General features: G+C 74.0%; 23 protein-coding genes and 2 pseudogenes. 16 read left to right on the top strand and 9 right to left on the bottom strand.

Features of this window, described 5'->3' with window-relative positions:
- The first annotated feature begins 139 nt into the window (after positions 1-139).
- On the top strand, positions 140-1,090 hold the full coding sequence (locus AB0N63_RS26400; RefSeq protein WP_365532272.1) for an EamA family transporter: 951 nt from the start codon (positions 140-142) through the stop codon (positions 1,088-1,090).
- A gap of 114 nt (positions 1,091-1,204) precedes the next feature.
- Here AB0N63_RS26400 and AB0N63_RS26405 read toward each other — a convergent pair whose 3' ends face one another.
- Positions 1,205-1,837 carry an FMN-binding negative transcriptional regulator gene (locus tag AB0N63_RS26405; RefSeq protein ID WP_365532275.1) on the bottom strand — a complete coding sequence of 211 codons (633 nt, stop codon included), beginning with the start codon at positions 1,835-1,837 and terminating at the stop codon, positions 1,205-1,207.
- Positions 1,837-2,520: a pyridoxamine 5'-phosphate oxidase family protein gene (locus AB0N63_RS26410; protein WP_365532479.1), complete on the bottom strand. Its 684-nt coding sequence runs from the start codon at positions 2,518-2,520 to the stop codon at positions 1,837-1,839. Before AB0N63_RS26410 ends, AB0N63_RS26405 begins: the two co-directional genes overlap by 1 nt.
- Positions 2,521-2,555: 35 nt before the next feature.
- On the opposite strand from AB0N63_RS26410, the gene AB0N63_RS26415 reads away from it, so the two are divergent.
- A complete protein-coding gene (locus AB0N63_RS26415; RefSeq protein ID WP_365532278.1) occupies positions 2,556-3,887 on the top strand; it encodes an aminotransferase class I/II-fold pyridoxal phosphate-dependent enzyme in 1,332 nt (443 codons plus the stop codon).
- A 175-nt stretch (positions 3,888-4,062) separates the two neighbouring features.
- On the opposite strand, the gene AB0N63_RS26420 is transcribed toward AB0N63_RS26415, so the two are convergent.
- Positions 4,063-5,151: a DMT family transporter gene (locus AB0N63_RS26420; protein WP_365532280.1), complete on the bottom strand. Its 1,089-nt coding sequence runs from the start codon at positions 5,149-5,151 to the stop codon at positions 4,063-4,065.
- 74 nt (positions 5,152-5,225) lie between these two features.
- Between AB0N63_RS26420 and AB0N63_RS26425 the strand changes: the two genes are divergently transcribed.
- Complete coding sequence (locus AB0N63_RS26425) at positions 5,226-6,128, top strand: LysR family transcriptional regulator (protein ID WP_365532283.1); 903 nt, start codon at positions 5,226-5,228, stop codon at positions 6,126-6,128.
- A gap of 140 nt (positions 6,129-6,268) precedes the next feature.
- On the opposite strand, the gene AB0N63_RS26430 is transcribed toward AB0N63_RS26425, so the two are convergent.
- Positions 6,269-6,736: a pyridoxamine 5'-phosphate oxidase family protein gene (locus AB0N63_RS26430; RefSeq protein WP_365532285.1), complete on the bottom strand. Its 468-nt coding sequence runs from the start codon at positions 6,734-6,736 to the stop codon at positions 6,269-6,271.
- Positions 6,737-6,886: 150 nt separating this feature from the next.
- The gene (locus tag AB0N63_RS26435) at positions 6,887-7,348 is read right to left on the bottom strand and encodes a Rieske (2Fe-2S) protein (protein ID WP_365532288.1); all 462 of its coding nucleotides are present in this window, start codon (positions 7,346-7,348) and stop codon (positions 6,887-6,889) included.
- Positions 7,349-7,494: 146 nt separating this feature from the next.
- Between AB0N63_RS26435 and AB0N63_RS26440 the strand changes: the two genes are divergently transcribed.
- The 7 genes from AB0N63_RS26440 to AB0N63_RS26470 all read left to right on the top strand — a co-directional run bounded on the left by AB0N63_RS26440 (position 7,495) and on the right by AB0N63_RS26470 (position 14,295).
- Positions 7,495-8,259: a HipA family kinase gene (locus tag AB0N63_RS26440; RefSeq protein ID WP_365532291.1), complete on the top strand. Its 765-nt coding sequence runs from the start codon at positions 7,495-7,497 to the stop codon at positions 8,257-8,259.
- Positions 8,256-8,705: a DUF3037 domain-containing protein gene (locus AB0N63_RS26445; RefSeq protein ID WP_365532293.1), complete on the top strand. Its 450-nt coding sequence runs from the start codon at positions 8,256-8,258 to the stop codon at positions 8,703-8,705. Before AB0N63_RS26440 ends, AB0N63_RS26445 begins: the two co-directional genes overlap by 4 nt.
- Before the next feature lie 146 nt (positions 8,706-8,851).
- Positions 8,852-9,613, top strand: coding sequence for a 3-oxoacyl-ACP reductase FabG (gene fabG, locus AB0N63_RS26450; protein ID WP_019981440.1), 762 nt, complete (start codon positions 8,852-8,854; stop codon positions 9,611-9,613).
- A gap of 12 nt (positions 9,614-9,625) precedes the next feature.
- Positions 9,626-10,384 carry an SDR family oxidoreductase gene (locus tag AB0N63_RS26455; protein ID WP_365532296.1) on the top strand — a complete coding sequence of 253 codons (759 nt, stop codon included), beginning with the start codon at positions 9,626-9,628 and terminating at the stop codon, positions 10,382-10,384.
- Positions 10,385-10,629: 245 nt separating this feature from the next.
- Positions 10,630-12,207, top strand: a complete 1,578-nt coding sequence (locus AB0N63_RS26460) for an ABC transporter substrate-binding protein (protein WP_365532298.1) — start codon at positions 10,630-10,632, stop codon at positions 12,205-12,207.
- 90 nt (positions 12,208-12,297) lie between these two features.
- Entirely contained in the window at positions 12,298-12,981 is a 684-nt protein-coding gene (gene ung, locus AB0N63_RS26465; protein ID WP_019981443.1) for a uracil-DNA glycosylase, read from the top strand.
- Positions 12,982-13,767: 786 nt separating this feature from the next.
- A complete protein-coding gene (locus tag AB0N63_RS26470; RefSeq protein ID WP_365532301.1) occupies positions 13,768-14,295 on the top strand; it encodes a hypothetical protein in 528 nt (175 codons plus the stop codon).
- A gap of 70 nt (positions 14,296-14,365) precedes the next feature.
- On the opposite strand, the gene AB0N63_RS26475 is transcribed toward AB0N63_RS26470, so the two are convergent.
- Together AB0N63_RS26475 and AB0N63_RS26480 are read right to left on the bottom strand one after the other, a co-directional pair.
- Positions 14,366-14,536 carry a hypothetical protein gene (locus AB0N63_RS26475; protein ID WP_365532304.1) on the bottom strand — a complete coding sequence of 57 codons (171 nt, stop codon included), beginning with the start codon at positions 14,534-14,536 and terminating at the stop codon, positions 14,366-14,368.
- A 490-nt stretch (positions 14,537-15,026) separates the two neighbouring features.
- Positions 15,027-15,539 carry a DinB family protein gene (locus tag AB0N63_RS26480; protein ID WP_365532307.1) on the bottom strand — a complete coding sequence of 171 codons (513 nt, stop codon included), beginning with the start codon at positions 15,537-15,539 and terminating at the stop codon, positions 15,027-15,029.
- Positions 15,540-15,702: 163 nt separating this feature from the next.
- Between AB0N63_RS26480 and AB0N63_RS26485 the strand changes: the two are divergent.
- Together AB0N63_RS26485 and AB0N63_RS26490 are read left to right on the top strand one after the other, a co-directional pair.
- Positions 15,703-15,828: pseudogene (locus tag AB0N63_RS26485) on the top strand (monooxygenase); the annotation flags it as partial.
- A gap of 22 nt (positions 15,829-15,850) precedes the next feature.
- Positions 15,851-16,762 (top strand): Gfo/Idh/MocA family oxidoreductase, encoded by a 912-nt coding sequence (locus AB0N63_RS26490; RefSeq protein WP_365532310.1) that lies wholly within the window; start codon positions 15,851-15,853, stop codon positions 16,760-16,762.
- Here the strand turns inward: AB0N63_RS26490 and lnt are convergent.
- Complete coding sequence (gene lnt, locus AB0N63_RS26495) at positions 16,680-18,254, bottom strand: apolipoprotein N-acyltransferase (protein ID WP_365532313.1); 1,575 nt, start codon at positions 18,252-18,254, stop codon at positions 16,680-16,682. The genes AB0N63_RS26490 and lnt overlap by 83 nt on opposite strands.
- Positions 18,255-18,799: 545 nt before the next feature.
- Between lnt and AB0N63_RS26500 the strand changes: the two genes are divergently transcribed.
- The 4 genes and pseudogenes from AB0N63_RS26500 (at position 18,800) to AB0N63_RS26515 (ending at position 21,458) form a co-directional block, all read left to right on the top strand.
- The gene (locus AB0N63_RS26500) at positions 18,800-19,084 is read left to right on the top strand and encodes a hypothetical protein (protein WP_365532316.1); all 285 of its coding nucleotides are present in this window, start codon (positions 18,800-18,802) and stop codon (positions 19,082-19,084) included.
- A 244-nt stretch (positions 19,085-19,328) separates the two neighbouring features.
- Positions 19,329-19,991, top strand: a complete 663-nt coding sequence (locus tag AB0N63_RS26505) for a hypothetical protein (RefSeq protein ID WP_365532319.1) — start codon at positions 19,329-19,331, stop codon at positions 19,989-19,991.
- Positions 19,992-20,178: 187 nt separating this feature from the next.
- A pseudogene (locus AB0N63_RS26510) lies at positions 20,179-20,649 on the top strand (DUF4291 family protein); the annotation flags it as partial.
- A gap of 68 nt (positions 20,650-20,717) precedes the next feature.
- Positions 20,718-21,458 (top strand): glucose 1-dehydrogenase, encoded by a 741-nt coding sequence (locus tag AB0N63_RS26515; protein WP_365532322.1) that lies wholly within the window; start codon positions 20,718-20,720, stop codon positions 21,456-21,458.
- A 103-nt stretch (positions 21,459-21,561) separates the two neighbouring features.
- Here the strand turns inward: AB0N63_RS26515 and AB0N63_RS26520 are convergent, their stop codons facing one another.
- Positions 21,562-21,741 (bottom strand): hypothetical protein, encoded by a 180-nt coding sequence (locus tag AB0N63_RS26520; RefSeq protein WP_365532325.1) that lies wholly within the window; start codon positions 21,739-21,741, stop codon positions 21,562-21,564.
- Positions 21,742-21,920 lie beyond the last annotated feature (179 nt).

Here is a 21,920-nt window from a genome sequence, read left to right on the forward strand (position 1 = left end):
CGGCCGCCTGAGGCGGGCCCTCCGGTGACCTGCCCGGCGTCTCGCCGGGCCGAGCCGTGCTGCCCGCAGAAGAAGTCCGCCGCCCCGCCCGACCGGGGCCGGCCGTTTCCGAACTTCTGCACCTCTGCGGAGAGAACTCGTGTCGCACACTTCCTCCGGCCTGCCCATCGGGCGTGGCCTCCTCTACCTGACCGTCGCCGGCGCCGCCTGGGGCACCGCGGGCGCCGCCGCCTCCCTGGTCTACCGGGCCAGTGACATGGGTCCGTCAGCCCTGTCCTTCTGGCGCTGCGCGATCGGCGTCGTCCTCCTCCTCGCCGCCCGCCTGCTGCGGCCGCGCGCCCGCACCGCCGCGGCCGTACCGGCCCGTCGGCGGCTGCTGCGCGCCGGCGCCACCGGGGTCGGCCTCGCCGTCTTCCAGACCGCCTACTTCGCCGCGGTCCAGGCCACCGGGCTCGCCGTCGCGACCGTGGTCACCCTCGGCGCCGGACCCGTGCTGATCGCCCTCGGCGCGCGCATCGCCCTGGGCGAGCGGCTGGGCCGGTCCGGGCTGACCGCTGTCGTCGGCGCGCTCGCCGGGCTGGCCGTGCTGGTGCTCGGCAGCGGCGGCGCGACCGTGCGCCCGTGGGGCGTGTTGCTGGCCCTGGCGTCGGCGGCCGGCTACAGCGTGATGACGCTGCTGACCCGCTGGTGGGGGCGGGACGGCGGGACGGACAACTCCGCCACGACCGTGGGCGCGTTCGCGGTGGCCAGTGTCTGCCTGCTGCCGTTCGCGCTGGTGGAGGGGCTGGTCCCGCACGCCGCCGACCCCGTCCGGCTACTGTGGCTGCTGGGCTACATCGGCACGATCCCGACGGCTCTCGCCTACGCCCTCTACTTCGCGGGCGCGGCCGTGGTCCGCTCGGCCACCGTGTCCGTGATCATGCTGCTGGAGCCGGTGAGCGCCGCCGCGCTGGCGGTGACCCTGCTCGGCGAGCGGCTGACGCCGGCGACGCTGGCCGGCACCGCGCTGATGCTGGGGTCGGTCGCGGGCCTCGCCGTGGCGGAGGCCCGCGGGGCGCGTGCGGTACCGGCGGAGCCGGCCCTCGTCTGAGGCGGACCCCACCGTCCCGCCGTCGCGGGGTCCGGCCCGTACCGGAGGGCCCTGCCGTCCGCCGGTCCGGGCCGCGCCGGTGCGGTCCGGGTCGCGGGGGAGACCGGCTCCGCGTCAGACGTCCTGCCTGCGGAGCAGGTGGTCCCGGGCCGCCGCGTCCCGGGGGCCGTCCCGTTCGGCCAGGTGGTCCGCCATCCCGGCGCGCACCTCGGTGGAGCGCTTGCCGCCGTACTTGAACTTGGCGCGCACGCCGGTCACCGCCAGGCGCAGACCGCGGATGCCGGACAGCTGCCGGCCGTACGGGGCCTCCCCCACCGCCGCGCGGGCCGAGCCGCCGTCCGGCTGGAAGTGGCCGAGCTGCCGGTTCAGCAGTTCGGCCTTCTCGGCCGGGTCGTCCACGACATGGGCGGTGCAGCGCAGCTGGACGGCGGCGTAGAAGCTGGTCGGCACCCCGTGCTCCGGCGGGGTGTGCGGCTCCGCCTGCCAGGGGCCCGGTACGAACACGTAGTCGTCGACCACGCTCAGCAGGACCTCCGGACGCGCCGCGACGGCGGGCCACAGGGGGTTCGGGCGGGCGAGGTGGGTGACGGCCTCGCCCCGGCCGGCGTCGTAGGCGAAGTGCAGCGGCTGGACCCACGGCGGTTCGCCCGGCGGGCCGTTCACGGCGAGCTGGCCGAAGTCGTGCTCGGCCAGCCAGCGCTGCCACTCCGCGCCCTCGCGGGGCGCGTCCCAGGGGTGGACGAGCATCACAGCGCCCTGAGGTAGTCCGGCAGCTCCGTGCCGGGGGCCAGGTCCGGGTCGGCCAGCGGAGCGCCGTACCTCCGGTCGACCGGGACGACGCCCGCCCAGTGGGGGAGGGAGAGGTCCTCGGGCTCGTCGTTGACGCCGCCGGTGCGCAGCTTGGCGGAGACCTCGGCCAGGTCGATGCGGAGCACGGCGGTCGCCGCCAGTTCCTTGGCGTTGGCGGGGCGCGAGTCGGCGGCCCGGCCCGGCACCACATGGTCCACCAGCGCGTCCAGCGCGGTCCGCTTCTCCTGCGGGTCGGTGACCTGGTGGGCGATGCCGTGCACCACCACGGAGCGGTAGTTGATCGAGTGGTGGAAAGCCGAGCGGGCCAGCACCAGGCCGTCGACGTGCGTGACCGTCAGGCACACCGGCAGCCCCGGATCGGCCTGGCCGGCCATGCGCAGGGGGCGCGAGCCCGTCGAGCCGTGCACGTAGAGCCGCTCGCCCACCCGGCCGTACAGCGTCGGGAGGACCACGGGCGCGCCGTCGCGGACGAAGCCGACATGGCAGACGTAGCCCTCGTCGAGTATCGCGTGCACCAGCTCCTTGTCGTAGGACGCGCGCTTGGGGGAGCGGGTGGGCACGGTGCGGTCGGTCGGGGTGTAGGCGCCGGACGGCGGTGTCGGCTGCTGGGTGCCCTGCATTGCGGTCTCCATTGCACTAGTGCATAATCTGCTTTGTGCTAGGAGGATATCGGATCGAGGGGCGGCGCGCGGCGGATATCGCCGCGAGCGTCGAACGCGCGGTGGGCAGCGGAGACCTGGAACCGGGGCAACTGCTCCCACCCATGCGGGAGTTGGCGACCCGGCTCGGGGTCAATCCGAACACCGTCGCCGCCGCGTACCGGGTGCTGCGCGAGCGCGGGGTCATCGAGACCGCCGGGCGCCGGGGCAGCCGGGTGCGGCCCGCGCCCGCCACCACCGGACGGGACCACATCCGCGTGGACGTGCCGGAAGGCGTGCGGGACGTGTCGGCGGGCAATCCGGACCCGGCGCTGCTGCCGCCGCTGGGACCGGCGTTCGCCGAGGCGGCGGCCCGCGCCGACCGCGAGCCCGTCCTGTACGGGGACACGCCCGTCGACCCGGAGCTGCAGCGCGCCGCCCGGGCCGAACTCGACGCCGACGGAGTGCCGCAGGGGCCGCTGGCCGTGCTGTCCGGCTCACTGGACGCGATCGAGCGGGTCCTCACGGCCCATCTCAAGCAGGGCGACACGGTCGCCGTGGAGGACCCCGGCTGGGGGCGCACGCTCGATCTGGCGCCGGCCCTGGGGCTGCGCACGGTGCCCGTCGCGGTGGACGACGAGGGGCCCCTGCCCGACGAGGTGCGCCGCGCCCTCGCGGGCGGCGCACGCGCGCTGATCGTCACGGACCGGGCGCAGAACCCGACCGGCGCCGCGGTGAGCGCCACGCGCGCGCGTGCCCTGCGGGCCGTGCTGCGCGAGCATCCTCAGACGCTGCTCATCGAGGACGACCACGGCCACGGCATCGTCGACGTCCCCCTGTGCCCGCTCGCGGGGGTCACCCGGCACTGGGCCTTCGTCCGGTCGGTCGCCAAGGCCTACGGCCCCGACCTGCGCCTCGCCGTCCTCACCGGGGACGCGGTCACCGTCGACCGGGTCCGCGGCAGACAGCGGCTGGCCGCGGGCTGGGTGAGTCTGCTGCTCCAGCGGGCCGTCGCGCGCCTGTGGGCGGACGACGTGCCGGCCGCGCGTGGGGCGCCGGCGGAGTACGACAGACGGCGCGAGGCGCTGATCGGCGCGCTGGCCGAGCGCGGGGTCGCCGCCCACGGCCGCAGCGGGATGAACGTGTGGGTGCCCGTGCCGGACGAGACCGGGGCCGTCGCCCGGCTGCTGCACGCCGGCTGGGCCGTCGCCCCCGGCGCCCGCTTCCGGCTGGGCGCGCCCCCCGGAATCCGGATCACCGTCTCGACGCTGCGGGGCGAGGAGACCGAGCGGCTGGCGGACGCGGTGGCCGCGGCGCTGGGACCCGCGCCCGCGCGGGGGTACGTGTAGCGGACGCGGCCACCGGGTGCGCCCATCGGTTGCGTCTTGCGGTCGCGCCTCGCCGACGCGGGGACGACGGCCGGCGGCCGCGACGGCGAGGGTCCCCGGCCCACCGCCGTGGCGGGCGGCCTGCACCGGGGCTCCGGCGGACCTCCTGGGAGCAGCGACCTGTGCGGTGGTCCCCCTACGCGGCGCGGCCCGGCGCCGAGGGCGCCGACCGGGGAGCGGCCTCCGCCACGGGCGAGGCCGACGCCGGTGCGGTCCCGTCGGACTCCTCCCGCAGGGCGCCGGCGGCGGCCTTCCCCAGGGGCGTGCGGCCCGGGCGGCCGCCCCTGCCGAGCCGGACCTGGGTCAGCGCCGCGCCCGCCAGGACGACGACCGCGCCGACCGGGGTGGACCAGCCCAGGTGTTCGCCGAGCACCGCGACGCCCGCCGCGGCGGCGATGACCGGGACGAAATAGGTGACCATCTGCGCCGTGGTCGGCCCGACCTCGGCGACCAGGCCGTACTGGACGAGCATCGCGACGCCGGTGCCCAGCGCACCCAGCGCGGCGATCGCGAGGAGCGGACCCGACTCCAGACGGCTCGGCAGGCTGGTGAACAGCGGTGTGACCACGGCCAGCTGGACCGTGGCCAGCAGCAACTGCCCGCCCGTGAGGGACAGATGGGACTCGGTGGAACCGGCCAGGGTGCGGCGGACGTAGATCCAGCCGACCGGGTAGCTCAGCGAGGCCAGCAGGGCCATCGCCGTGCCGCCCGCGTCCAGGCCGTGGAAGCCCTGCCACGCGCCCAGCACCGTCAGTACCCCGAGGAAGCCGAGGCCCAGCCCCGCCACCCGCACCCGGGTCGGGCGGTCCTCCGAGAGCGCGACGAGCGAGAGCGCCATGCCCCACAGCGGCGAGGTCGCGTTGCAGATGCCGGCGAGCGTGGACGGGATCGTCAGCTCCGAGTACGCGAACAGGGAGAACGGCAGCGCGTTGAGCAGGAACCCCGCGACCGCCAGATGACCCCAGGTGCGGGCACCGCGCGGCAGCCGCTCCCGCTTCACGGCCATCGCCACCGCCAGCACCGCGGTCCCGAACACCAGCCGCCCCAGCGTCACCTGGAAGGGAGCGAAGCCGCGTGTGCCCACCTTCATGAACAGGAAGCTGAAGCCCCACACCAGCGCGAGGAAGGCGAACCGGACCCGCCAGTGCAGGCGGGGCCCGACTGGTCCGACCGGTTCGGCGGATTCGGCTGGGGCGGACGGTGAGGAGGCGGTCGTGGTGCTCATGGTCGTACGATGCACGGCACCGACCTCGTAGCACAATCGAGAATTCGCGCGCGATATCTCGTAGCATCGCTTACATGTTGAACCTGGAGCGCCTGCGCACCCTCGACGCCCTCGCCCGGCACGGCTCGGTCAGCGGCGCCGCCGACGGGCTGCACGTGACGACCTCGGCCGTCTCCCAGCAGATGGCCAAGCTGGAGCGCGAGGTCGGCCAGCAGCTCCTGGCCAGGAACGGCCGGGGCGTCCGCCTCACCGACGCGGGTCGCCTGCTCGCCGAGCACGCGGCACGCATCCTGTCCCAGGTCCAGCTCGCCCAGTCCGATCTGGAGGCCCGGCGCGGACAGGTCGTCGGCGAACTGCGCCTCGGCGCGTTCCCCACCGCGGCGCGCGGCCTGTTCCCGCTGGCGCTGCGCGAGCTGCGCACCCGGCACCCCGGCCTCGCCGTCACCACCACCGAGATGGAGCCCGCGCCCGCCCTGCGCGCCGTGCAGCGCGGCGACGTCGACCTGGCCCTCGTCCTCGACTGGTACAACAAGCCGTTGCCGGTGCCCGAGGGTCTCTCCCGCGCGCCGATCCTCGACGACCCCGCCGACGTGGCCCTGCCCGCCACGCACCCCTGCGCCGACCGCGCCGAGGCTGGCCTGGAGGACTTCGCCGACGACGACTGGATCACCTGGGCCGAGGCCGAGTTCTGCCACGAGTGGCTGCTGGACACCCTGCGCTCCAAGGGCGTCGAACCGCGCATCGCCCACCGCGCGCAGGAGCACGCCACCCAGCTCGCCCTGGTCGCGGCGGGCCTGGGGGTGTGCGTCGCGCCGCGGCTCGGGCGGGGGCCGCTGCCCGCCGGGGTGCGGACAGTCGCCGTGCGGCAGACGGTACGTCGGCACGTCTACGCCGTGTGGCGCGCCGACGCCGACCGCCGCCCCTCGATCCGCGCGGCGGTGGACGCCCTGCGGGCGGCGGGGGAGCGGATCGCCTGAGGGCGCGGCCGCTCACCCCTTGAGGGGTGCCCCTTCGGACGTCCCCCGGAGTTCGTCCCTTGGGGCCGCTTCCCCCCGGGGGGCGCCCGGCGGACGGTCGCCGATTGGCCGCCGCCCGCCCGGCCCGGTCGGAACACGCCCTAGACAGACCCCAGTTTGCTGAAGTCCCAGGAGACGGTCTTCTCCGGGGTCAGCCGCAGCCACGCGTGCCGGCCGTCGTGCGGCATCTCCTCCAGGCCGAAGTACTTGCGGGCGAACAGCGTCTCGGGCAGGTCGAGTTCGGCGCGCAGCTGGCCGGTGCGCGGCGCCTCGCCCACGAACTCCACCGCACCGGACAGCTCCACGCCGCGCAGGCGGTCGTACTCCTCGCCCGTGTCGACGACGATCGCCACCCGCGGATCGCGGCGCAGGTCGGCCCAGCGCCTGCTGCGCACCACCGAGTACAGCCACAGCGAGGCGCCGTCCCACACGAACCACAGGGCGCTGACGTGCGGTGCGCCGCCGGCCGAGACGGTCGCGACCCGGCAGGTGCGCTCGGTGGCGAGGAACTCGTCCAGCTCGCCCGGCGTCATCATGATCTTCCGGCCCCGGCGCTGCCCGACGGTCATACGGCCCCCTCTTGTCCTCTCGTCTCCCTCGTCCCCGGCGAAGGCGCCGGGCCGGGGGTCCCCGGCGGGAGACGTCCTCCGAGGATGAGGCCCCCCGCCTGCGCGCGCAACGACCCTTCAGCGCACCGCACCCGGCGGCCGGACCGGCCGTCAGGCCAGCCTGATCTCGTCCCCGGCGACGGAGATCTTCTTGGCGGGCAGCGGCCGGGTCGCGGGTCCCTTCTTCACGCTGCCGTCCGCCGCCGAGAACTCGCTGCGGTGGCAGGGGCAGCTGATCACGCCGTCCGCCACCCGGTTCACCGCGCAGCCCTGGTGGGTGCAGGTCGAGGAGAACGCCTCGAACCGGCCCTTGGCCGGCTGGGTCACCACCACGCCCTGCGCGGCGAACACCTTGCCGCCGCCCTCGGGGATGTCGGCGGTCCGCGCGAGCACGCCGCCGGAACCGGCCGCGGCGCCGCCCGAGCCGCCGTGGTCCGCCGCGCCCGCGCCGGAGGACGGCGGCTCGTCCGAGCCGCACGCGCCGAGCCCGAGGGCGAGTCCGGTCGCGCCCACCGCCGCGACGACCGTGCGGCGGGCGGGCGCCCCCTGGGGCAAAAGCGATTCGCTGGTCATGCCGACGTTCCCTTCGTGCGGACTGCGCGGACGGATCTCGTGATCCGCACAGGGGTACGGCCGTGGGGCGCCCGGCGTTCACCCCCGCCGCGGGGCCGGTGTCCGGACGGCGTCGTCGCGGGAAGGATCCCAAGTAACCTGGGGCGATGCTCAAGGAAGTCAACGCGACGCGGTTCATCACGCCCCTGCGTGAGGGCGGTTCGCTGCCCGGGCTGGTGGAGGCCGACGACTTCGGGACGTACGTCCTGAAGTTCGCCGCCGCCGGACAGGGCCGCAAGACGCTCGTCGCCGAGGTGGTCTGCGGTGAACTCGCCCGCCGGCTGGGACTCAGGGTGCCCCGGCTGGTGACGATCGCACTGGACCCGGTGCTGGGTCTCGGCGAACCCGAGGAGCAGGTGCAGGAGCTGCTGAGGTCCAGCGGCGGCGCCAACCTCGGCATGGACTTCCTCTCCGGCGCGCTCGGCTTCGACCCGCTCGCCTTCCCGGTGGACGCGCGCGAGGCCGGACGGATCGTCTGGTTCGACGCGCTGGTCAACAACGTGGACCGGTCCTGGCGCAACCCCAACCTGCTGCGCCGGCACGGCGAGCTGTGGCTCATCGACCACGGCGCGACCATGATCTGGCACCACAACTGGCCCGGCGCAGAGGCCTCCGCCGCCCGCCCCTACGACGCCTCCGACCACGCCCTCGCCGCCTTCCGGCCCGATGTCGAGGCCGCGGCGGCCGAACTGGCGCCCCTGGTCACCGAGGACCTGCTCGCCGAGGTGACCGCCGAGATCCCGGACGTCTGGCTGGCCGGCGAGCCCGGCTTCGACACCCCCGACGACCTGCGTCGGGCCTACGCGCGGCCGCTGCTGGCCCGCGCCTTTGTCATCCACGAACGCGTCGACGGCCTCCAGGGGGCGAAGTGAGCGACCACCACATCCTCGGCGGCCGTCAGGCGGGCGGCCGGCACATCACCAGGGCGGGCCAGGGCGGCGACCGCGACGTGTTCGAGTACGCGCTGCTGCGGGTCGTGCCGCGCATCGAGCGCGGCGAGTGCGTCAACGCCGGCGTGCTCGTCTACTGCCGCGCCCGGGGCTACGTCGGCGCCCGCACCCATCTGGACGAGGCCCGGCTGCTCGCCCTCGACCCGGCCGCGGACGTGGCCGGGGTGCGCGCCGCGCTCGGCGCCGTGGAGCGCGTGTGCGCCGGCGGTCCGGCCGCCGGGCAGGCGGCGGGCGACGACGCCGGCCGGCGGTTCCGCTGGCTGGTCGCGCCCCGCTCCACGATCGTCCAGCCCGGCCCCGTCCACACCGGTCTCACCGCCGATCCGGTGGCCGAGACGGAGCGCCTGCTGGACCTCCTGGTGAGGTAATGGATCACACCCGCCCGGTGTCCCGTTGACACCGGGTGCCAAGGCTTCTAGCGTCACGTCTACCGAAGGTACTAAGCGGTCGCTCACCGCAGGTCGGGTTCTCTCCAGGGCGACCGGGTTCTCTCAAGGGCGAGGAGAAGCAGAACATGTCCACCACTGACCAGCGGGTAGCCGTCGTCACCGGTGCCGCGCGCGGCATCGGCGCCGCCACCGCCGTACGACTGGCCGCCGAGGGCCGTGCCGTCGCCGTGATCGACCTCGACGAGGCCGCCTGCAAGGACACCGTGGAGAAGATCACCGCGGCCGGCGGCCGGGCCGTCGCGGTCGGCGCCGACGTGTCCGACGAGGCGCAGGTGGAGGCCGCGGTCGCGCGGATCGTCGAGGAGCTGGGCGCGCCGACCATCCTCGTCAACAACGCGGGCGTGCTCCGCGACAACCTGCTGTTCAAGATGAGCGTCTCCGACTGGGACACCGTCATGAACGTGCACCTGCGCGGCTCGTTCCTGATGACCAAGGCCGTCCAGAAGCACATGGTGGACGCGGGCTTCGGCCGGATCGTCAACCTGTCGTCGTCCTCGGCGCTCGGCAACCGCGGCCAGGTCAACTACTCCGCTGCCAAGGCCGGTCTGCAGGGCTTCACGAAGACCCTCGCCAAGGAGCTCGGCAAGTTCGGCATCACCGCCAACTCCGTCGCCCCCGGCTTCATCGCCACCGAGATGACCAAGGCCACCGCCGACCGCGTCGGCATGGGCTTCGAGGACTTCAAGGCCGCCGCCGCCACCCAGATCCCGGTGCAGCGCGTCGGCGAGCCCGAGGACATCGCCAACGCCATCGCCTTCTTCACCGGCGACGCGGCGGGCTTCGTCTCCGGCCAGGTGCTGTACGTGGCCGGCGGGCCGCTCGACTAAGGGACCGGACACATGACTTCCGTGGAACTCTCCGGCAAGGTCGCCCTCGTCACCGGCGCCAGCCGCGGCATCGGCTACGGCGTCGCCGAGGCCCTGGTCGCCCGCGGCGACCGGGTGTGCATCACCGGCCGCAACGAGGACGCCCTCAAGGAGGCCGTCGACAGGCTCGGCGCCGACCGGGTCATCGGCGTCGCGGGCAAGGCGCACGACGTGGCGCACCAGGCCGAGGCCGTCGAGCGCGTCATGGAGGCGTTCGGCCGCGTCGACCACCTGGTCAACAACGCGGGCACCAACCCGGTGTTCGGCCCGATCGCCGACCTCGACCTGAACGTCGCGCGCAAGGTCTTCGAGACCAACGTGATCTCCGCGCTCGGCTTCGCGCAGCGCACCTGGCACGCCTGGCAGAAGGAGAACGGCGGGGCGATCGTCAACATCGCCTCGGTCGCGGGTCTCGCGCCCTCGCCGTTCATCGGCGCCTACGGCGTCAGCAAGGCCGCGATGATCAACCTCACCCAGCAGCTCGCCCACGAGTTCGCGCCCCGGGTGCGGGTCAACGCGATCGCCCCGGCCGTGGTGAAGACCAAGTTCGCGCAGGCGCTGTACGAGGGCCGCGAGGAGGAGGCGGCGGCGTCCTACCCGCTCGGCCGGCTCGGCGTCCCCTCCGACATCGGCGGCGCGGCGGCCTTCCTCACCTCCGAGCAGTCCGACTGGATCACCGGTCAGACGCTCGTGGTCGACGGCGGCATCTTCCTCAACGCCGGTGTCGGCTGACGGGTCGTGACACAGGCGCGCCGACCGGCCGCCGGGGCCGTTTCCGTTCGGTGAGGATTTCCCCGCCGCCCTTGACGGAAACGGCCCCGGCGTCGTCGTACGGGCCGCCGCCGACCGTCCTACGAGGGGTTGACAACGTAGTCAGTCACACGCTGATCAAGACCGTGCGCAAGCGGGTTCACCGGGCGACGACCCGCGGTATGGTCTGCCGTCCCTTGTGGTACGGCGGATCGAGGAGCGTGCGCGTGTTCAACCGGAACCGATGCCTGCAACCGGCGGCGGCGATCGCGTCCATAAGCCTGGTGGCCGGGTGCGGCGTCTTTTCCGACGGCGGCCCGGACACCGGCAAGGCGATCGTGGTGGGCACCACCAGCGCCCCCACCACGCTGGACCCGGCGGCTTCCTGGGACGGCTCCTGGGAGCTGTTCCGCAACATCTACCAGACCCTGCTGGCCTACCCGAACGGCGCCACGACGCCCCAGCCCGACGCCGCGGAGAGCTGCGGGTTCACCGACACCGGCAACCGCGTCTACCGCTGCCGGCTGCGCGCGGGCATGAAGTTCGCCGACGGGGACGTGCTGGACGCCCAGGCCGTCAAGTTCTCCATCGACCGCGTCAGGAACATCAACGTGCCCGGCGGCCCGGCCGGGCTGCTCGGCAGTCTGGACCAGGTGCAGGCGGTGGACGGCCGGGACGTCGTCTTCCGGCTCAACAAGCCGGACGCCACCTTCCCGTTCGTGCTCGCCGCTCCCGCGATGTCGATCGTCGACCCCGACGACTACTCCGCCCACTCGCTGCGCAAGGACGGCCAGGTGTTCGGCTCCGGCCCGTACGCCCTGAAGTCCTACGAGGAGGGCAAGCGGGCCGAGCTGGTCAGGAACAGCCACTACACGGGGTACGCCCAGCGGAGAAACGATGCTGTCACGATCCGTTACTTCCAGGACTCGGCGACGATGGTCAAGGAGCTGCGCAACGGCGGGATCGACGTGACCTACCGCGGCCTCGCCGCCGACGACGTGGTCACGCTCCAGCGCAACGGCGACCAGAACCTCCAGCTCGTCGAGGGCTCCGGCGCCGACATCAGCTACCTGGTGTTCAACCCCAAGGACCCGTGGGCCGCGAAACCGGCCGTGCGCAGGGCCGTCGCCCAGATCGTGGACCGGGCGGCCATCGCGCACAAGGTCTACAAGGACACCGTCGACCCGCTGTACTCCATGGTCCCCAAGGGCCTGACCGGCCACACCACCGGCTTCTTCGACGACTTCGGCGACCCCAGCGTCGGCAAGGCCCGCCGGATCCTCGCCTCCGCGGGCATCAAGGAGAAGGTGCCGCTCACCCTCTGGTACACCACCGACCGCTACGGCTCCGAGACCGCGAAGGAGTTCGGGGAACTCAAGCGGCAGCTCGACGCCTCCGGCCTGTTCACGATCACCCTGCGCAGCCGGCCCTGGAAGACGTACGTCGTGGGCTACCAGAAGGGCGAGTACCCGGTGTTCGGGCGCGGCTGGTCCCCCGACTTCCCCGACCCGGACAACTTCATCGCCCCGTTCGTCGGCCGGCAGAACGCGCTCGGCACGCCCTATCCGGCGCCCGAGATCACCAGGGTGCTGCTGCCCGAGTCGCGGCGCGAGAGCGACCGGGCGGCCGTGGTGAAGGAGTTCGAGCAGGCGCAGCAGATCCTGGTGGACGACGCGCGGCTGCTGCCGCTGTGGCAGGGCCGGCAGTACGTGGCCGCCAGCGAGGACATCTCCGGCGGCGAGCGGGCGCTGGACCCCTCGTCGATCATGACCATGTGGGAGCTGTACCGCAAGACCAGCTGGTAGGCGGGCAGTTCCCGGGCCGCGATGGCGTTGTCAGTGGTCGCCTGTAGGTTCGGTGACCTGGAAGTGACCGCACATCGTGAGGACGTTGACGTGACCGACATCGCCATGCTGCCCGAGTCCTGGCGCGGGGTTCTGGGCGACGAGCTGCAGCAGCCCTACTTCAAGGAGCTGACCGAGTTCGTCGAGGAGGAGCGGGCGAAGGGGCCGGTGTACCCACCGCGCGAGGAGGTCTTCGCCGCGCTGGACGCCACGCCGTACGACAAGGTGAAGGTGCTCGTCCTCGGGCAGGACCCGTACCACGGGGAGGGCCAGGGGCACGGACTGTGCTTCTCGGTGCGGCCGGGGGTGCGGATCCCGCCGTCGCTGCGCAACATCTACAAGGAGATGCACGAGGAACTGGGCACGCCCGTCCCGGACAACGGCTACCTCATGCCGTGGGCCGAGCAGGGCGTGCTGCTGCTGAACGCGGTACTGACCGTCCGCGCCGGTGAGGCCAACTCCCACAAGGGCCGGGGCTGGGAGAAGTTCACCGACGCGGTGATCCGCGCGGTGGCGAGCCGGCCCGACCCGGCGGTCTTCGTGCTGTGGGGCAACTACGCGCAGAAGAAGCTTCCCCTGATCGACGAGAGCCGGCACGTGGTGGTGAAGGGGGCGCACCCCTCGCCGCTGTCGGCGAAGAAGTTCTTCGGCTCGCGCCCGTTCACGCAGATCAACGAGGCGGTGGCCCGCCAGGGTCACGAGCCGATCGACTGGCGGATTCCGAACCTGGGCTGAGGCGGTACCGCTCCGTGGGGCTGGGGGCCCGGGGGGGCGAACCGGGCCGGGGGCACGGGTGCGGGGGTGACCCTCGGGGGGAGGGGGCGGAATCCCGCCCGGGGCCGAGCGCCGTCTCCGGGGGAGGCGCCTTCGGGGAGCCCGGCCTCCGGTGAGTGAAACCCGGGTTCCGGCGGGAGCCCGAGTGTGCGGCGGAGCCACGGGGCGGCAGAGTCCGCTCTCCGGAGGAGAGAGATCCGGGCGCGGAGCCGGTCCCTGGGCAAGGCGCGGTCCGGTCGAGGTGCGGGCCCCGGTCTGAGCGGCGGTTCGCCCAGGGGACGCGCTCCGGCCGGCCGGCGGTTCGTGACGGGGGAGCGGTCCGGTCCGGTGCGCGGGGGCTCAGCGCCGGTTCGGTCGTGGGGGCCGGTCCCGGTGCGGGGGCCGCCGACCAGGGGTGCACCGCCCGGCGGCTCCGATGCCGTAGGTCCTTCGGACCGCGGAGCCGGTGCACCCCGGGGCGCCGGGGACGGCGTGCCCGGCGCGCCGTGGCCCGGGAGCGTCGGCCTGCGGCGGCCTGGGTGCTGAGGTCCGCCGTGGCCGGGGGTTCGCGGTGCGTCGACGGGGGTCCGTCGGTCCGGTTCGGCGGAGCGAGGACGTGGCGGCCCAGCCGTGGGGGCGGGGCGGGATCGGCCCGTCGGGCCCGGTCGGGCGGGCGGCGGAGTGGCCTTCGTACGCGTCTGCGCCGGGATTTGGCGGCCAGGCTCTAGCGTCGGTGGGGACGGGTCGGGGACAGGGCTGGAGGACGCGGTGGCCGAACAGCAGGGACGGACGGCGTCGGACGTCGTGATGACACGGATCGGGCAGGGCGTGCTGCTGCATCACGCGGGAGACCGGGAAGAGGCCCGGACGCGCTTCCTCGACCTGTGGCACGAGATCGGCGAGGACGGCGACCCGCTCCAGCGCTGCACCCTGGCCCACTACATGGCCGACACCCAGGACGACCCCGTGGACGAACTGGCCTGGGACCTGCGGGCGCTCTCGGCCGCCCGGGAACTGACCGACGACGGGCCCACCGGTCCCGAGACCGGGGCCGCGGCGGCGGTCCGCGCCCTCTACCCGTCCCTCCAGCTGAACCTGGCCGCCGACTACGCCCGGCTCGGCCGCTCGGAGGCCGCCCGCGCCCACCTCCACCAGGCCCGCGGCGCGGCCGTCGCCCTGGCCGAAGACAGCTACGGCGACGGCGTGCGCGCGGCGATCCACCGGTTGGCGCTGCGGCTGGGGGAGTCCGGTCCCGGCGCCCCGGGCGAGCCGGGACCGCCCCGCCGGCCGGACTAGCGCCGCCGCCGGTCATGCCGGCCGGATCAGCGTCCCCGGTGGCCCCGCCGTGCTTCCCGCTCCCCGGCGGTCAGCGGTAGGCCTGGCCGCAGATCCTCGACTGGGGGCTGTCCGCCGACCAGTGGCCGTACTCCCTGCCGAGGTCGCAGACGCCGGCGTTTCCCGGCACCGCGTGGCCGATGTCGGGGATCTCGGCGCGCGGCGCGCTCGGCACGTACGGCTTGTGCTCGTACCGGGGCACCTCCAGGCGCAGATGGTGGCTCGGGGAGGACGGTGGCGGGGTCCGGCGCGACTGCGCGGACGAATCCGCCGGGGCCGAGGACCGGGCCGGGGACCGCGTGGGGGACGGTCCGACGCGTCCCAGGGCCTCACGGGCGGGAGCCTGTACGGCTCCTCGCCCGGTGCCGCCCCCCGGATGCGGGGCCGGACGCCCGGCGGGGGCCCCGGCGGTGCCGGTGGCGGGGGATCGCTGGACCGTGACGCAGCCGGTGAGGGCCGAGACCGCCACGGTCACCAGAAGCGTTGCGGTGGTCGTTCGATGCACCCGCGCCACTCTGCTGGGTCCGCGCCGCCCGTGGGCGCCCGACGGGCGGATGATGCCCCGCACGGGTGACCTCCCGCACCGTACCGAGTGCGTGCGACGGCGCCGAGGTGACGCCGTACACCTCATAGCACCGCCGGTCCCGGCGGCCTCCACCGGGGCCCGGGATCCGTACGCCGGTCCGGGTGCCTCAGTCGCCCGTCGCCCCGTCGATCCGCTCGCGCAGGAGGTCCGCGTGGCCGTTGTGGCGGGCGTACTCCTCGATCATGTGGGTGTAGATCCAGCGCAGGTTGAACGGCTCGCCGGTGCTCCTGCCCCGGCCCTTGGACAGGTCGTCCAGGCCGAAGCCGGCGGCGTTGCGGCGGGCGGTCTCGATCTCGGCCTGCCAGACGGCGTGGGCGTCGGCCCACGTGTCGGCCTCGGTGAGGTGGAACTCGCCGTCGGGGTCCTCGTCGCTGAAGTAGAGGGGCTCCGCGTCCTCGCCCGTCAGCACCTCGCGGAACCAGCCCCGCTCCACCTCCGCCATGTGCCGCACCAGCCCCAGCAGGGACAGCTCGGACGGCGGGAGCGGAGCCGTGCGCAACTGCTCGTCGGTCAGGCCCTCGCACTTCCAGGCAAGGGTCTGCCGGTGGTAGTCCAGCCAGCCTTCCAGCATGGTGCGTTCGTCGGCGTTCTGGGCGGGCTCACTGCGCTCGGTCGTCATGCCCCGATCATTTCCTGACCGCGCCCGTCACACCACACCTTTTGCCCGCCGGGCATCCCCGCCTGCAGTTCCCGCGGACCGGCGCGCACCTCGTCCGGTTCCGGGACCTCGGCGGGGAAGGCGCGCCACGCAGGAGACACCGCTTCCCGCCGGGCTCGCCCCGCGGGACACCCTGATCGCCACGGCCTCCCGGGCGCGGCCCTGGCTGCTGCGCGGCTTCGACGGCATCGCCGACGGGCGGCCCCCGCAGCCGCCGTATGCTGCCGTGCGGACGGACACGGACAGGTGACGCAAGTGGTGAGGGAGAGCACGTGAAGGTCGGCTGCATCGGACTCGGCGACATCGCGCAGAAGGCCTACCTGCCGGTCCTCGGCACGCGGCCCGAGGTGGAACTGCACGCGCAGACCCGCACGCCCGCCACGCTGCACCGGGTCGCCGACAGTCTCCACCTGCCCGCCGCGCAGCGCCACGCGGACCTGGACTCCCTGCTCGGCGCCGGCCTCGACGCCGCCTTCGTGCACGCGCCCACCGCCGTCCACCCCGAGATCGTCACCCGGCTCCTCAAGGCGGGCGTGCCGACCTATGTCGACAAGCCGCTCGCCTACGAACTCGCCGACTCCGCGCGTCTGGTGGCGCTCGCGGAGGAGCGGGGCGTCTCCCTCGCCGTCGGCTTCAACCGGCGCCACGCGCCCGGCTACGCGCAGTGCGCCGAGCACCCGCGCGAGCTGATCCTCATGCAGAAGAACCGCGTCGGACTGCCCGAGGAACCCCGGCAGATGATCCTCGACGACTTCATCCACGTCGTGGACACCCTGCGGTTCCTGGCCCCCGGCCCCGTCGACGACGTCACCGTGCGCGGCCGGCTGCGCGACGGGCTGCTGCACCACGTCGTGCTCCAGCTCGGCGGGGACGGGTTCACCGCGCTCGGCGTGATGAACCGGCTCAGCGGCTCCACCGAGGAGATCCTCGAGGTCTCCGGGCAGGACACCAAGCGCCAGGTCGTCAACCTCGCCGAGACCATAGACCACAAGGGGCAGCCGACCGTGCGGCGGCGCGGGGACTGGGTGCCGGTCGCCCGGCAGCGCGGCATCGAGCAGGCCGTGCTGTCCTTCCTGGACGCCGTGCGCACCGGGAAGGTGCTCAGCGCCCGGGACGCGCTGGAGACTCACGAACTGTGCGAGCGGGTGGTGCGGACGGTGCTGGAGCGTTCCGGCGCGGCCTGAACACCCGTACGCCCTCCGTCACGCACACCGCGGCCAGCACCAGCAGGGCCGCGTGCACCGGCCAGTCGCCGAAGCGGACGTAGGGGGTGACCCCGTGCGCGGTCGGCATGTCGTACACCCGGGCGGTGCTCGCGTCCGTGCCGAGCCAGGGGCCCACGCGCCGCCCGTCCGGGCCGTAGACGGCGGACACCCCGGTCAGGGTGGCGTGCACCATGGGGCGGCCGGTCTCGGCGGCGCGCAGCGCGGCGAGCGATGCGTGCTGCTCGGGGGCCCAGCTGTGCTGGAAGGTCGAGGTGGAGGACTGCGCGAGGAGCACGTCCGCGCCGTCCGCCGCCAGATGCCGGCTCATGTCCGGGAACGCCGACTCGAAGCAGATCAGCGGGCCGACGCGCAGACCGTGGCCGGCGTCCATCACCGTCTGCGCGGTGCCCCGCATCCGGTCCTCGCCGGCGGCCTTGCCGACGGAGGTCGCCCAGCCGAGCAGGGAACGGGCCGGGACGTACTCGCCGAACGGGACGAGCCGCATCTTGTCGTAGCGGGCGCCGGTCGGACCGGACGGGCCGACCAGCACGGAACTCTTGTAGATGCCGGGCCGGTCCGAGCGCCGGGCGTCCACGTTGACCAGCACATCGGCGCCGACCGTGCGGGACAGGGCCGCCGTCCGCGCCGCGATGTCCGGATGGTCGGCCAGGTCGAAGCCGACGCTGCTCTCGCCCCAGACGACGAGATCCACCCGCTGTCCGGCCAGGGCCCGGGTCAGCCGCTCCTCCAGGCCGAACCGCCGCTGCCCGCTGTCGGCTCCGTCGACGATCCCCGGCTGGACGACGGCTATCCGGATCCGGCCGTCCACGTCCGGGCGCGGCGCCCACCCCCAGACCGCCGAGGTCGCCGCCGCCGTGGCGAGCAGTCCGGCCACGGCGGGCAGCCGCGCCGCCCGCACGGCGGCGAGCAGGGCGACGGCGACGTTCACCGCCACCAGCAGCAGGCTCAGCAGCCACACTCCGCCCACCGACGCCAGCCGCAGCGCCGGCGCCACCTGCCACTGGGTGGCGCCGAGCATCCCCCAGGGACCGCCCAGCCCCTGCCAGGACCGGACCAGCTCGACGGCCAGCCAGCCCGACGGCAGCACGAGGAGCGCGGCGGCCGCGCGCCCCGCCGAGGGCCTCCCGCCGAGGAACCGCCGCACCAGCCGGCCCCACGGCGCCCACAGCGCGCCGAGCAGCGCCGCGAGCACCACGGTGAACACGTGCAGGCTCGGCAGCAGCCAGTGGTGCACGGCCAGCATGAAGCCGAGCCCGCCGCACCAGCCGTCGTACGCGGCCCGCCGCCCGGTCGGGGCCGTACGGACGAGCAGGAGCCACGGCACCAGGGCGACGTACGCGAACCACCACAGCGACGGCGCGGGAAACGCGAACACGGGCAGCGCCCCCGCGAGAACGGCGAGCACCGAGCGGCGCCACGGAGAGACGAGCCAGCGGCCATAGATGTCCATATGCGCGCCCTCCTACCCGTGCTCGACCCGGCCTACCCCGCGGACGGCTCCAGTGTGCGCGCCCAGCGGGCGACGTGGACATTCGGTGGCGCCGGACGGGCGCCGGGAACGAGCGTGGGCGGGTGAACGATCACCACGCCGAAGCAGAGCCCCGGTTCCGCATCCGCGCCCGCCACACCGACACCACGGTCACCGTCTAGCAGGCCTCCCACCCGCGGATCGGCGGACCCGCCGCCCGCACCGGCCGCCCGCACCGGCCGCTTCCCGGCCGACTGGAAGCGCGACCGGATGACGGGGGTCACCAGGCCGCGTTCACAGCCTCTTCCGTGCTGCGGGCAGCCACCTGCTCCGGCGCTCCGCTCCACGTCGACGCCTTCTCGTGGCAGACGTACGCAGGGCCGTGTGGCTGGGCCGACGGCCGCCGTCCGGATCGCTCAAGGCGGCCCTTCAGGTGATCGCCGGACGCCTTGTGAGCCAGGCAGCTGTCCCAGGGGGTACGACGTCTCAGCAGAGGACGGACCCAGAACCCCGTGAGGAGCTCGGTGATGTACGCAGCAGTCCGACGGTACGAAGGGGTGACCGATTCGGCCGAGGCCGCACGTCTCGTGAATGAGGGGTTTGTGCCGCTCATGCGCCAGGTCCGCGGCTTCGTGGCCTACTACTGGATCGATACCGGGGACGGAGTGATGGTCTCGACCAGCGTCTTCCAGGACCAGGCCGGTACCGACGAATGCATCGCGAGGGCTGCGGACTTCGTGCGGGACAACCTTGCGTCGCTGCTTCCCCACCCTCCCCAGGTCATGGCCGGCGAGGTGGTGGCTTCCGCATGACAGCGTTCGGACCGGACACACCGGACACATGACATGGCCTCCAGGGCCGTAGCGGCCCGCAATGCCCAACTGACCGTCCTTCACGACCTCGACCCCGCCCGGTGCTCGGCCGTAAAAAGGACTGTCAATACGGCTTGACGGGATCATCAAGCCGCGTCCACGGACCGCGGGAGCAGGTGCCTGAGCGCTGGGCCGCATCAGCTCCGTCCGGTGAGCTCGCCGAAGCATGGATCATGGATCCGTGATGAAGTGGACGAAGAAGGCGGAGCCGGCCGAGCAGCCGGAGGCCGAGCTCTCGGCGTACCAGCGAGCCATGCGGAACCGGCTTCTCGCGGCCCCCGTGGTGCCCGCTCCTGAACCCTGGCGGCCCGTCTTCGAGCACACATACGGCGTTGCCGTCGGCGGTCTGCTCGGGATCGGCTTCGCGACGCATCCCGACAGCGGCCATGATCTGGTGATGGTCGTCTCCTCGGCCGGCCACGGTCTCTTCGACGCCGTCACCGGGGACAGGATCGCCCGGGATCGCGATCCCGACCCCGAGGGCAGCACCCCCGACGCGGTCGCCGATCTGTCCTGCCCGGGGCTGGGGCTGATTGCCGGGAGCCGTGTGCCCATCGCGGGGCTCTTCGGTGGCGGGCTGCACACCACCACCGGGGACGGCTGGATCCTGGAGGTCGTCACCCCGGCCTGGCCGAACGAGCGCGTCCTGCTGTCCCGCGACGGCGGGCTCCCCCACGCCGGTCCGCACGCAGAGCAGTGGTGGCACATCTTCCACTCGGACTACTCCACATTCCGGACAGCGGGCTTCTCGCCCTCCGGACAGACCATCGCCGTGGCGACGAGCAGCGACCTCTCCTTGTGGACACGCAGGCCGGACGACACCCTCGTCGGTGCCACCGGAGCCTGAGGAGCCGGCCTGCGCATCAAGTCGTGGGAACCCTCCGGCAACATGCTGTGCAACCTGCCGGCATCCGCGTCTCGCGGGCGGCGAGAGGACGAAGCGGGACGCCACCTCTTCGAATAACGGTCGGAGGGCTCTTTCCGCTGCGTGAACGGTCGGCTGCTCGCGGCTCGGTGAGGTTTGTCGGCGCGGCTTGACACGGATCAAGCCGTCGCTCCTGTGGATGATGTACCGCTGCGGCTGGAGCCAAGGAGGGGCAGGAGACGGTGCTCGCCGTCGAGATCCGCCGGGACGGGTTCGAACGGGCGCTCCGCAACGCCTGCCTGTCCCACCATGTGCCGGCCCTGCACGGGGACCGGGCGTCCTGGCGGCGGCGGTTGCGGGAGGCCCCCGCGCGGGTGCAGTGGGACCCTGAGCGGGACCCGCACCACAACCCGCTGCCGTACCGCTCCCTCCGGCTCGGCCGCGCCGGCTCGGCCTCGCCGGCCCGGCCGCGGCCCGGTACGCGGACGAGTGGATCACCGTCATCGAGGACGTGACCCCGCTCGCTACCGAGATCCACGCGCTGGTCCGAACGGGTGAGCTGGAACGGGCCGCCGCCCTGCTGCCGAAGGAGCGCCCCCACCCCGTCGCCGACGAGGTGCTCGCGCACCTGCGGGCCTAGGCTGATCACAGCGGGGGTCTCGCCCGGCGCTGCGGACGGGTGGCGCCGAGAGTGCAGCGGAGGTCCGCATGAAACGTCTTGTCACCGTCGTCACCGGCGGCGGCCGGGGCATCGGCGCCGCGATCTGCCGGCGGCTGGCGGCCGACGGGCACGACATCGTGATCGGATACGTCAACGACACCCGGGCCGCCGAGGCCGTCGCCGACGAGGTGCTGGAGGCCGGGGCGCGCGGTGTCGCCGTCCGGATGGACACCTCGGCGGAGGCCGACGTCGAACGGCTCTTCGCCACCGCCGAGGAACGCCTGGGACCGGTGACGGGCCTTGTGAACAACGCAGGCGTCACCGGACCGCTGGGCCGCCTCACCGACACGGACACCGCCGATCTGCGCCGGGTCGTCGAGGTCAACCTGCTCGGCACGCTGCTGTGCGCGCGCCGCGCCGCGCAGCTCATGGTGCCCCGGGGCAGCGGCGTCATCGTGAACATCTCGTCCGCGGCCGCCACCCTCGGCAGCCCCGGCGACTTCGTCCACTACGCGGCGACGAAGGCGGCCGTCGACACCCTGACCCTGGGGCTCGCCAAGGAACTCGGGCCCGACGGCATCCGTGTCAACGCGGTCGCGCCCGGCATGATCGACACCGAGATGCACGAGGAGATGGGCGATCCGGAGCGCGCCCGGCGCGCCGCCGGGACGATCCCGCTGCGCCGCCCCGGCCGCGCCGAGGAGATCGCCGCGGCCGTGGCCTGGCTGATGTCCCCGGACGCCTCCTACGCCTCGGGCGCGGTACTGCGGGTGTCCGGCGGACGCTGATACGGGGCGCCTTCGGACGCCCGGGGGCCGGCGGTGCGGTGGTGGACGGGGGCCGACGCGCTGGACGTCCGGTGGTGGGTGGCCGGCGCGGGGGCGTCGGCCCTCACGCCGCCTCGATCACCCCGCTGCGGATGGCGGCGGCCCACTTGACCACCAGCGACTCGTACTCCTCGCGCTCCTGGGCCGTCAGGGACCCGCCCGAGCGCAGCCAGAGCGCGCGGATCTGCTCGTTCAGTTCGGCGGCAGACCGCACGGAACCAAGGGCCATGGAATCGGGGGACATGGCCACAGCCTAGGGGCAAGCCCTGACGCTGCGCTACCGGACGGCTACGCAGACCGCATGGACTCGGTCACCCGTGCGACCGGGTCCGGCCGCCGCGGCTGCCGGTCCGGCGGCCGAGTGGCGCGGTGGCCGACCCGCGTGCGGGCGGGTCGCGGACCGCGGCGCCGGCCCCGTGGCTA

This window comes from Streptomyces sp. NPDC093260 (genome assembly GCF_040683715.1).
Taxonomy (GTDB): Bacteria; Actinomycetota; Actinomycetes; order Streptomycetales; family Streptomycetaceae; genus Streptomyces; species Streptomyces sennicomposti.

Bases quoted from the DNA above. Each gene is read 5' to 3' on its own strand.
- AB0N63_RS26405 (WP_365532275.1), bottom strand. From the start codon at position 1,837: ATGCTCGTCCACCCCTGGGACGCGCCCCGCGAGGGCGCGGAGTGGCAG.
- AB0N63_RS26410 (WP_365532479.1), bottom strand. From the start codon at position 2,520: ATGCAGGGCACCCAGCAGCCGACACCGCCGTCCGGCGCCTACACCCCG.
- AB0N63_RS26420 (WP_365532280.1), bottom strand. From the start codon at position 5,151: ATGAGCACCACGACCGCCTCCTCACCGTCCGCCCCAGCCGAATCCGCC.
- AB0N63_RS26425 (WP_365532283.1), top strand. From the start codon at position 5,226: ATGTTGAACCTGGAGCGCCTGCGCACCCTCGACGCCCTCGCCCGGCAC.
- AB0N63_RS26430 (WP_365532285.1), bottom strand. From the start codon at position 6,736: ATGACCGTCGGGCAGCGCCGGGGCCGGAAGATCATGATGACGCCGGGC.
- AB0N63_RS26435 (WP_365532288.1), bottom strand. From the start codon at position 7,348: ATGACCAGCGAATCGCTTTTGCCCCAGGGGGCGCCCGCCCGCCGCACG.
- AB0N63_RS26440 (WP_365532291.1), top strand. From the start codon at position 7,495: ATGCTCAAGGAAGTCAACGCGACGCGGTTCATCACGCCCCTGCGTGAG.
- fabG (WP_019981440.1), top strand. From the start codon at position 8,852: ATGTCCACCACTGACCAGCGGGTAGCCGTCGTCACCGGTGCCGCGCGC.
- AB0N63_RS26455 (WP_365532296.1), top strand. From the start codon at position 9,626: ATGACTTCCGTGGAACTCTCCGGCAAGGTCGCCCTCGTCACCGGCGCC.
- AB0N63_RS26480 (WP_365532307.1), bottom strand. From the start codon at position 15,539: ATGACGACCGAGCGCAGTGAGCCCGCCCAGAACGCCGACGAACGCACC.
- lnt (WP_365532313.1), bottom strand. From the start codon at position 18,254: ATGGACATCTATGGCCGCTGGCTCGTCTCTCCGTGGCGCCGCTCGGTG.
- AB0N63_RS26500 (WP_365532316.1), top strand. From the start codon at position 18,800: ATGTACGCAGCAGTCCGACGGTACGAAGGGGTGACCGATTCGGCCGAG.
- AB0N63_RS26505 (WP_365532319.1), top strand. From the start codon at position 19,329: ATGAAGTGGACGAAGAAGGCGGAGCCGGCCGAGCAGCCGGAGGCCGAG.
- AB0N63_RS26515 (WP_365532322.1), top strand. From the start codon at position 20,718: ATGAAACGTCTTGTCACCGTCGTCACCGGCGGCGGCCGGGGCATCGGC.
- AB0N63_RS26520 (WP_365532325.1), bottom strand. From the start codon at position 21,741: ATGTCCCCCGATTCCATGGCCCTTGGTTCCGTGCGGTCTGCCGCCGAA.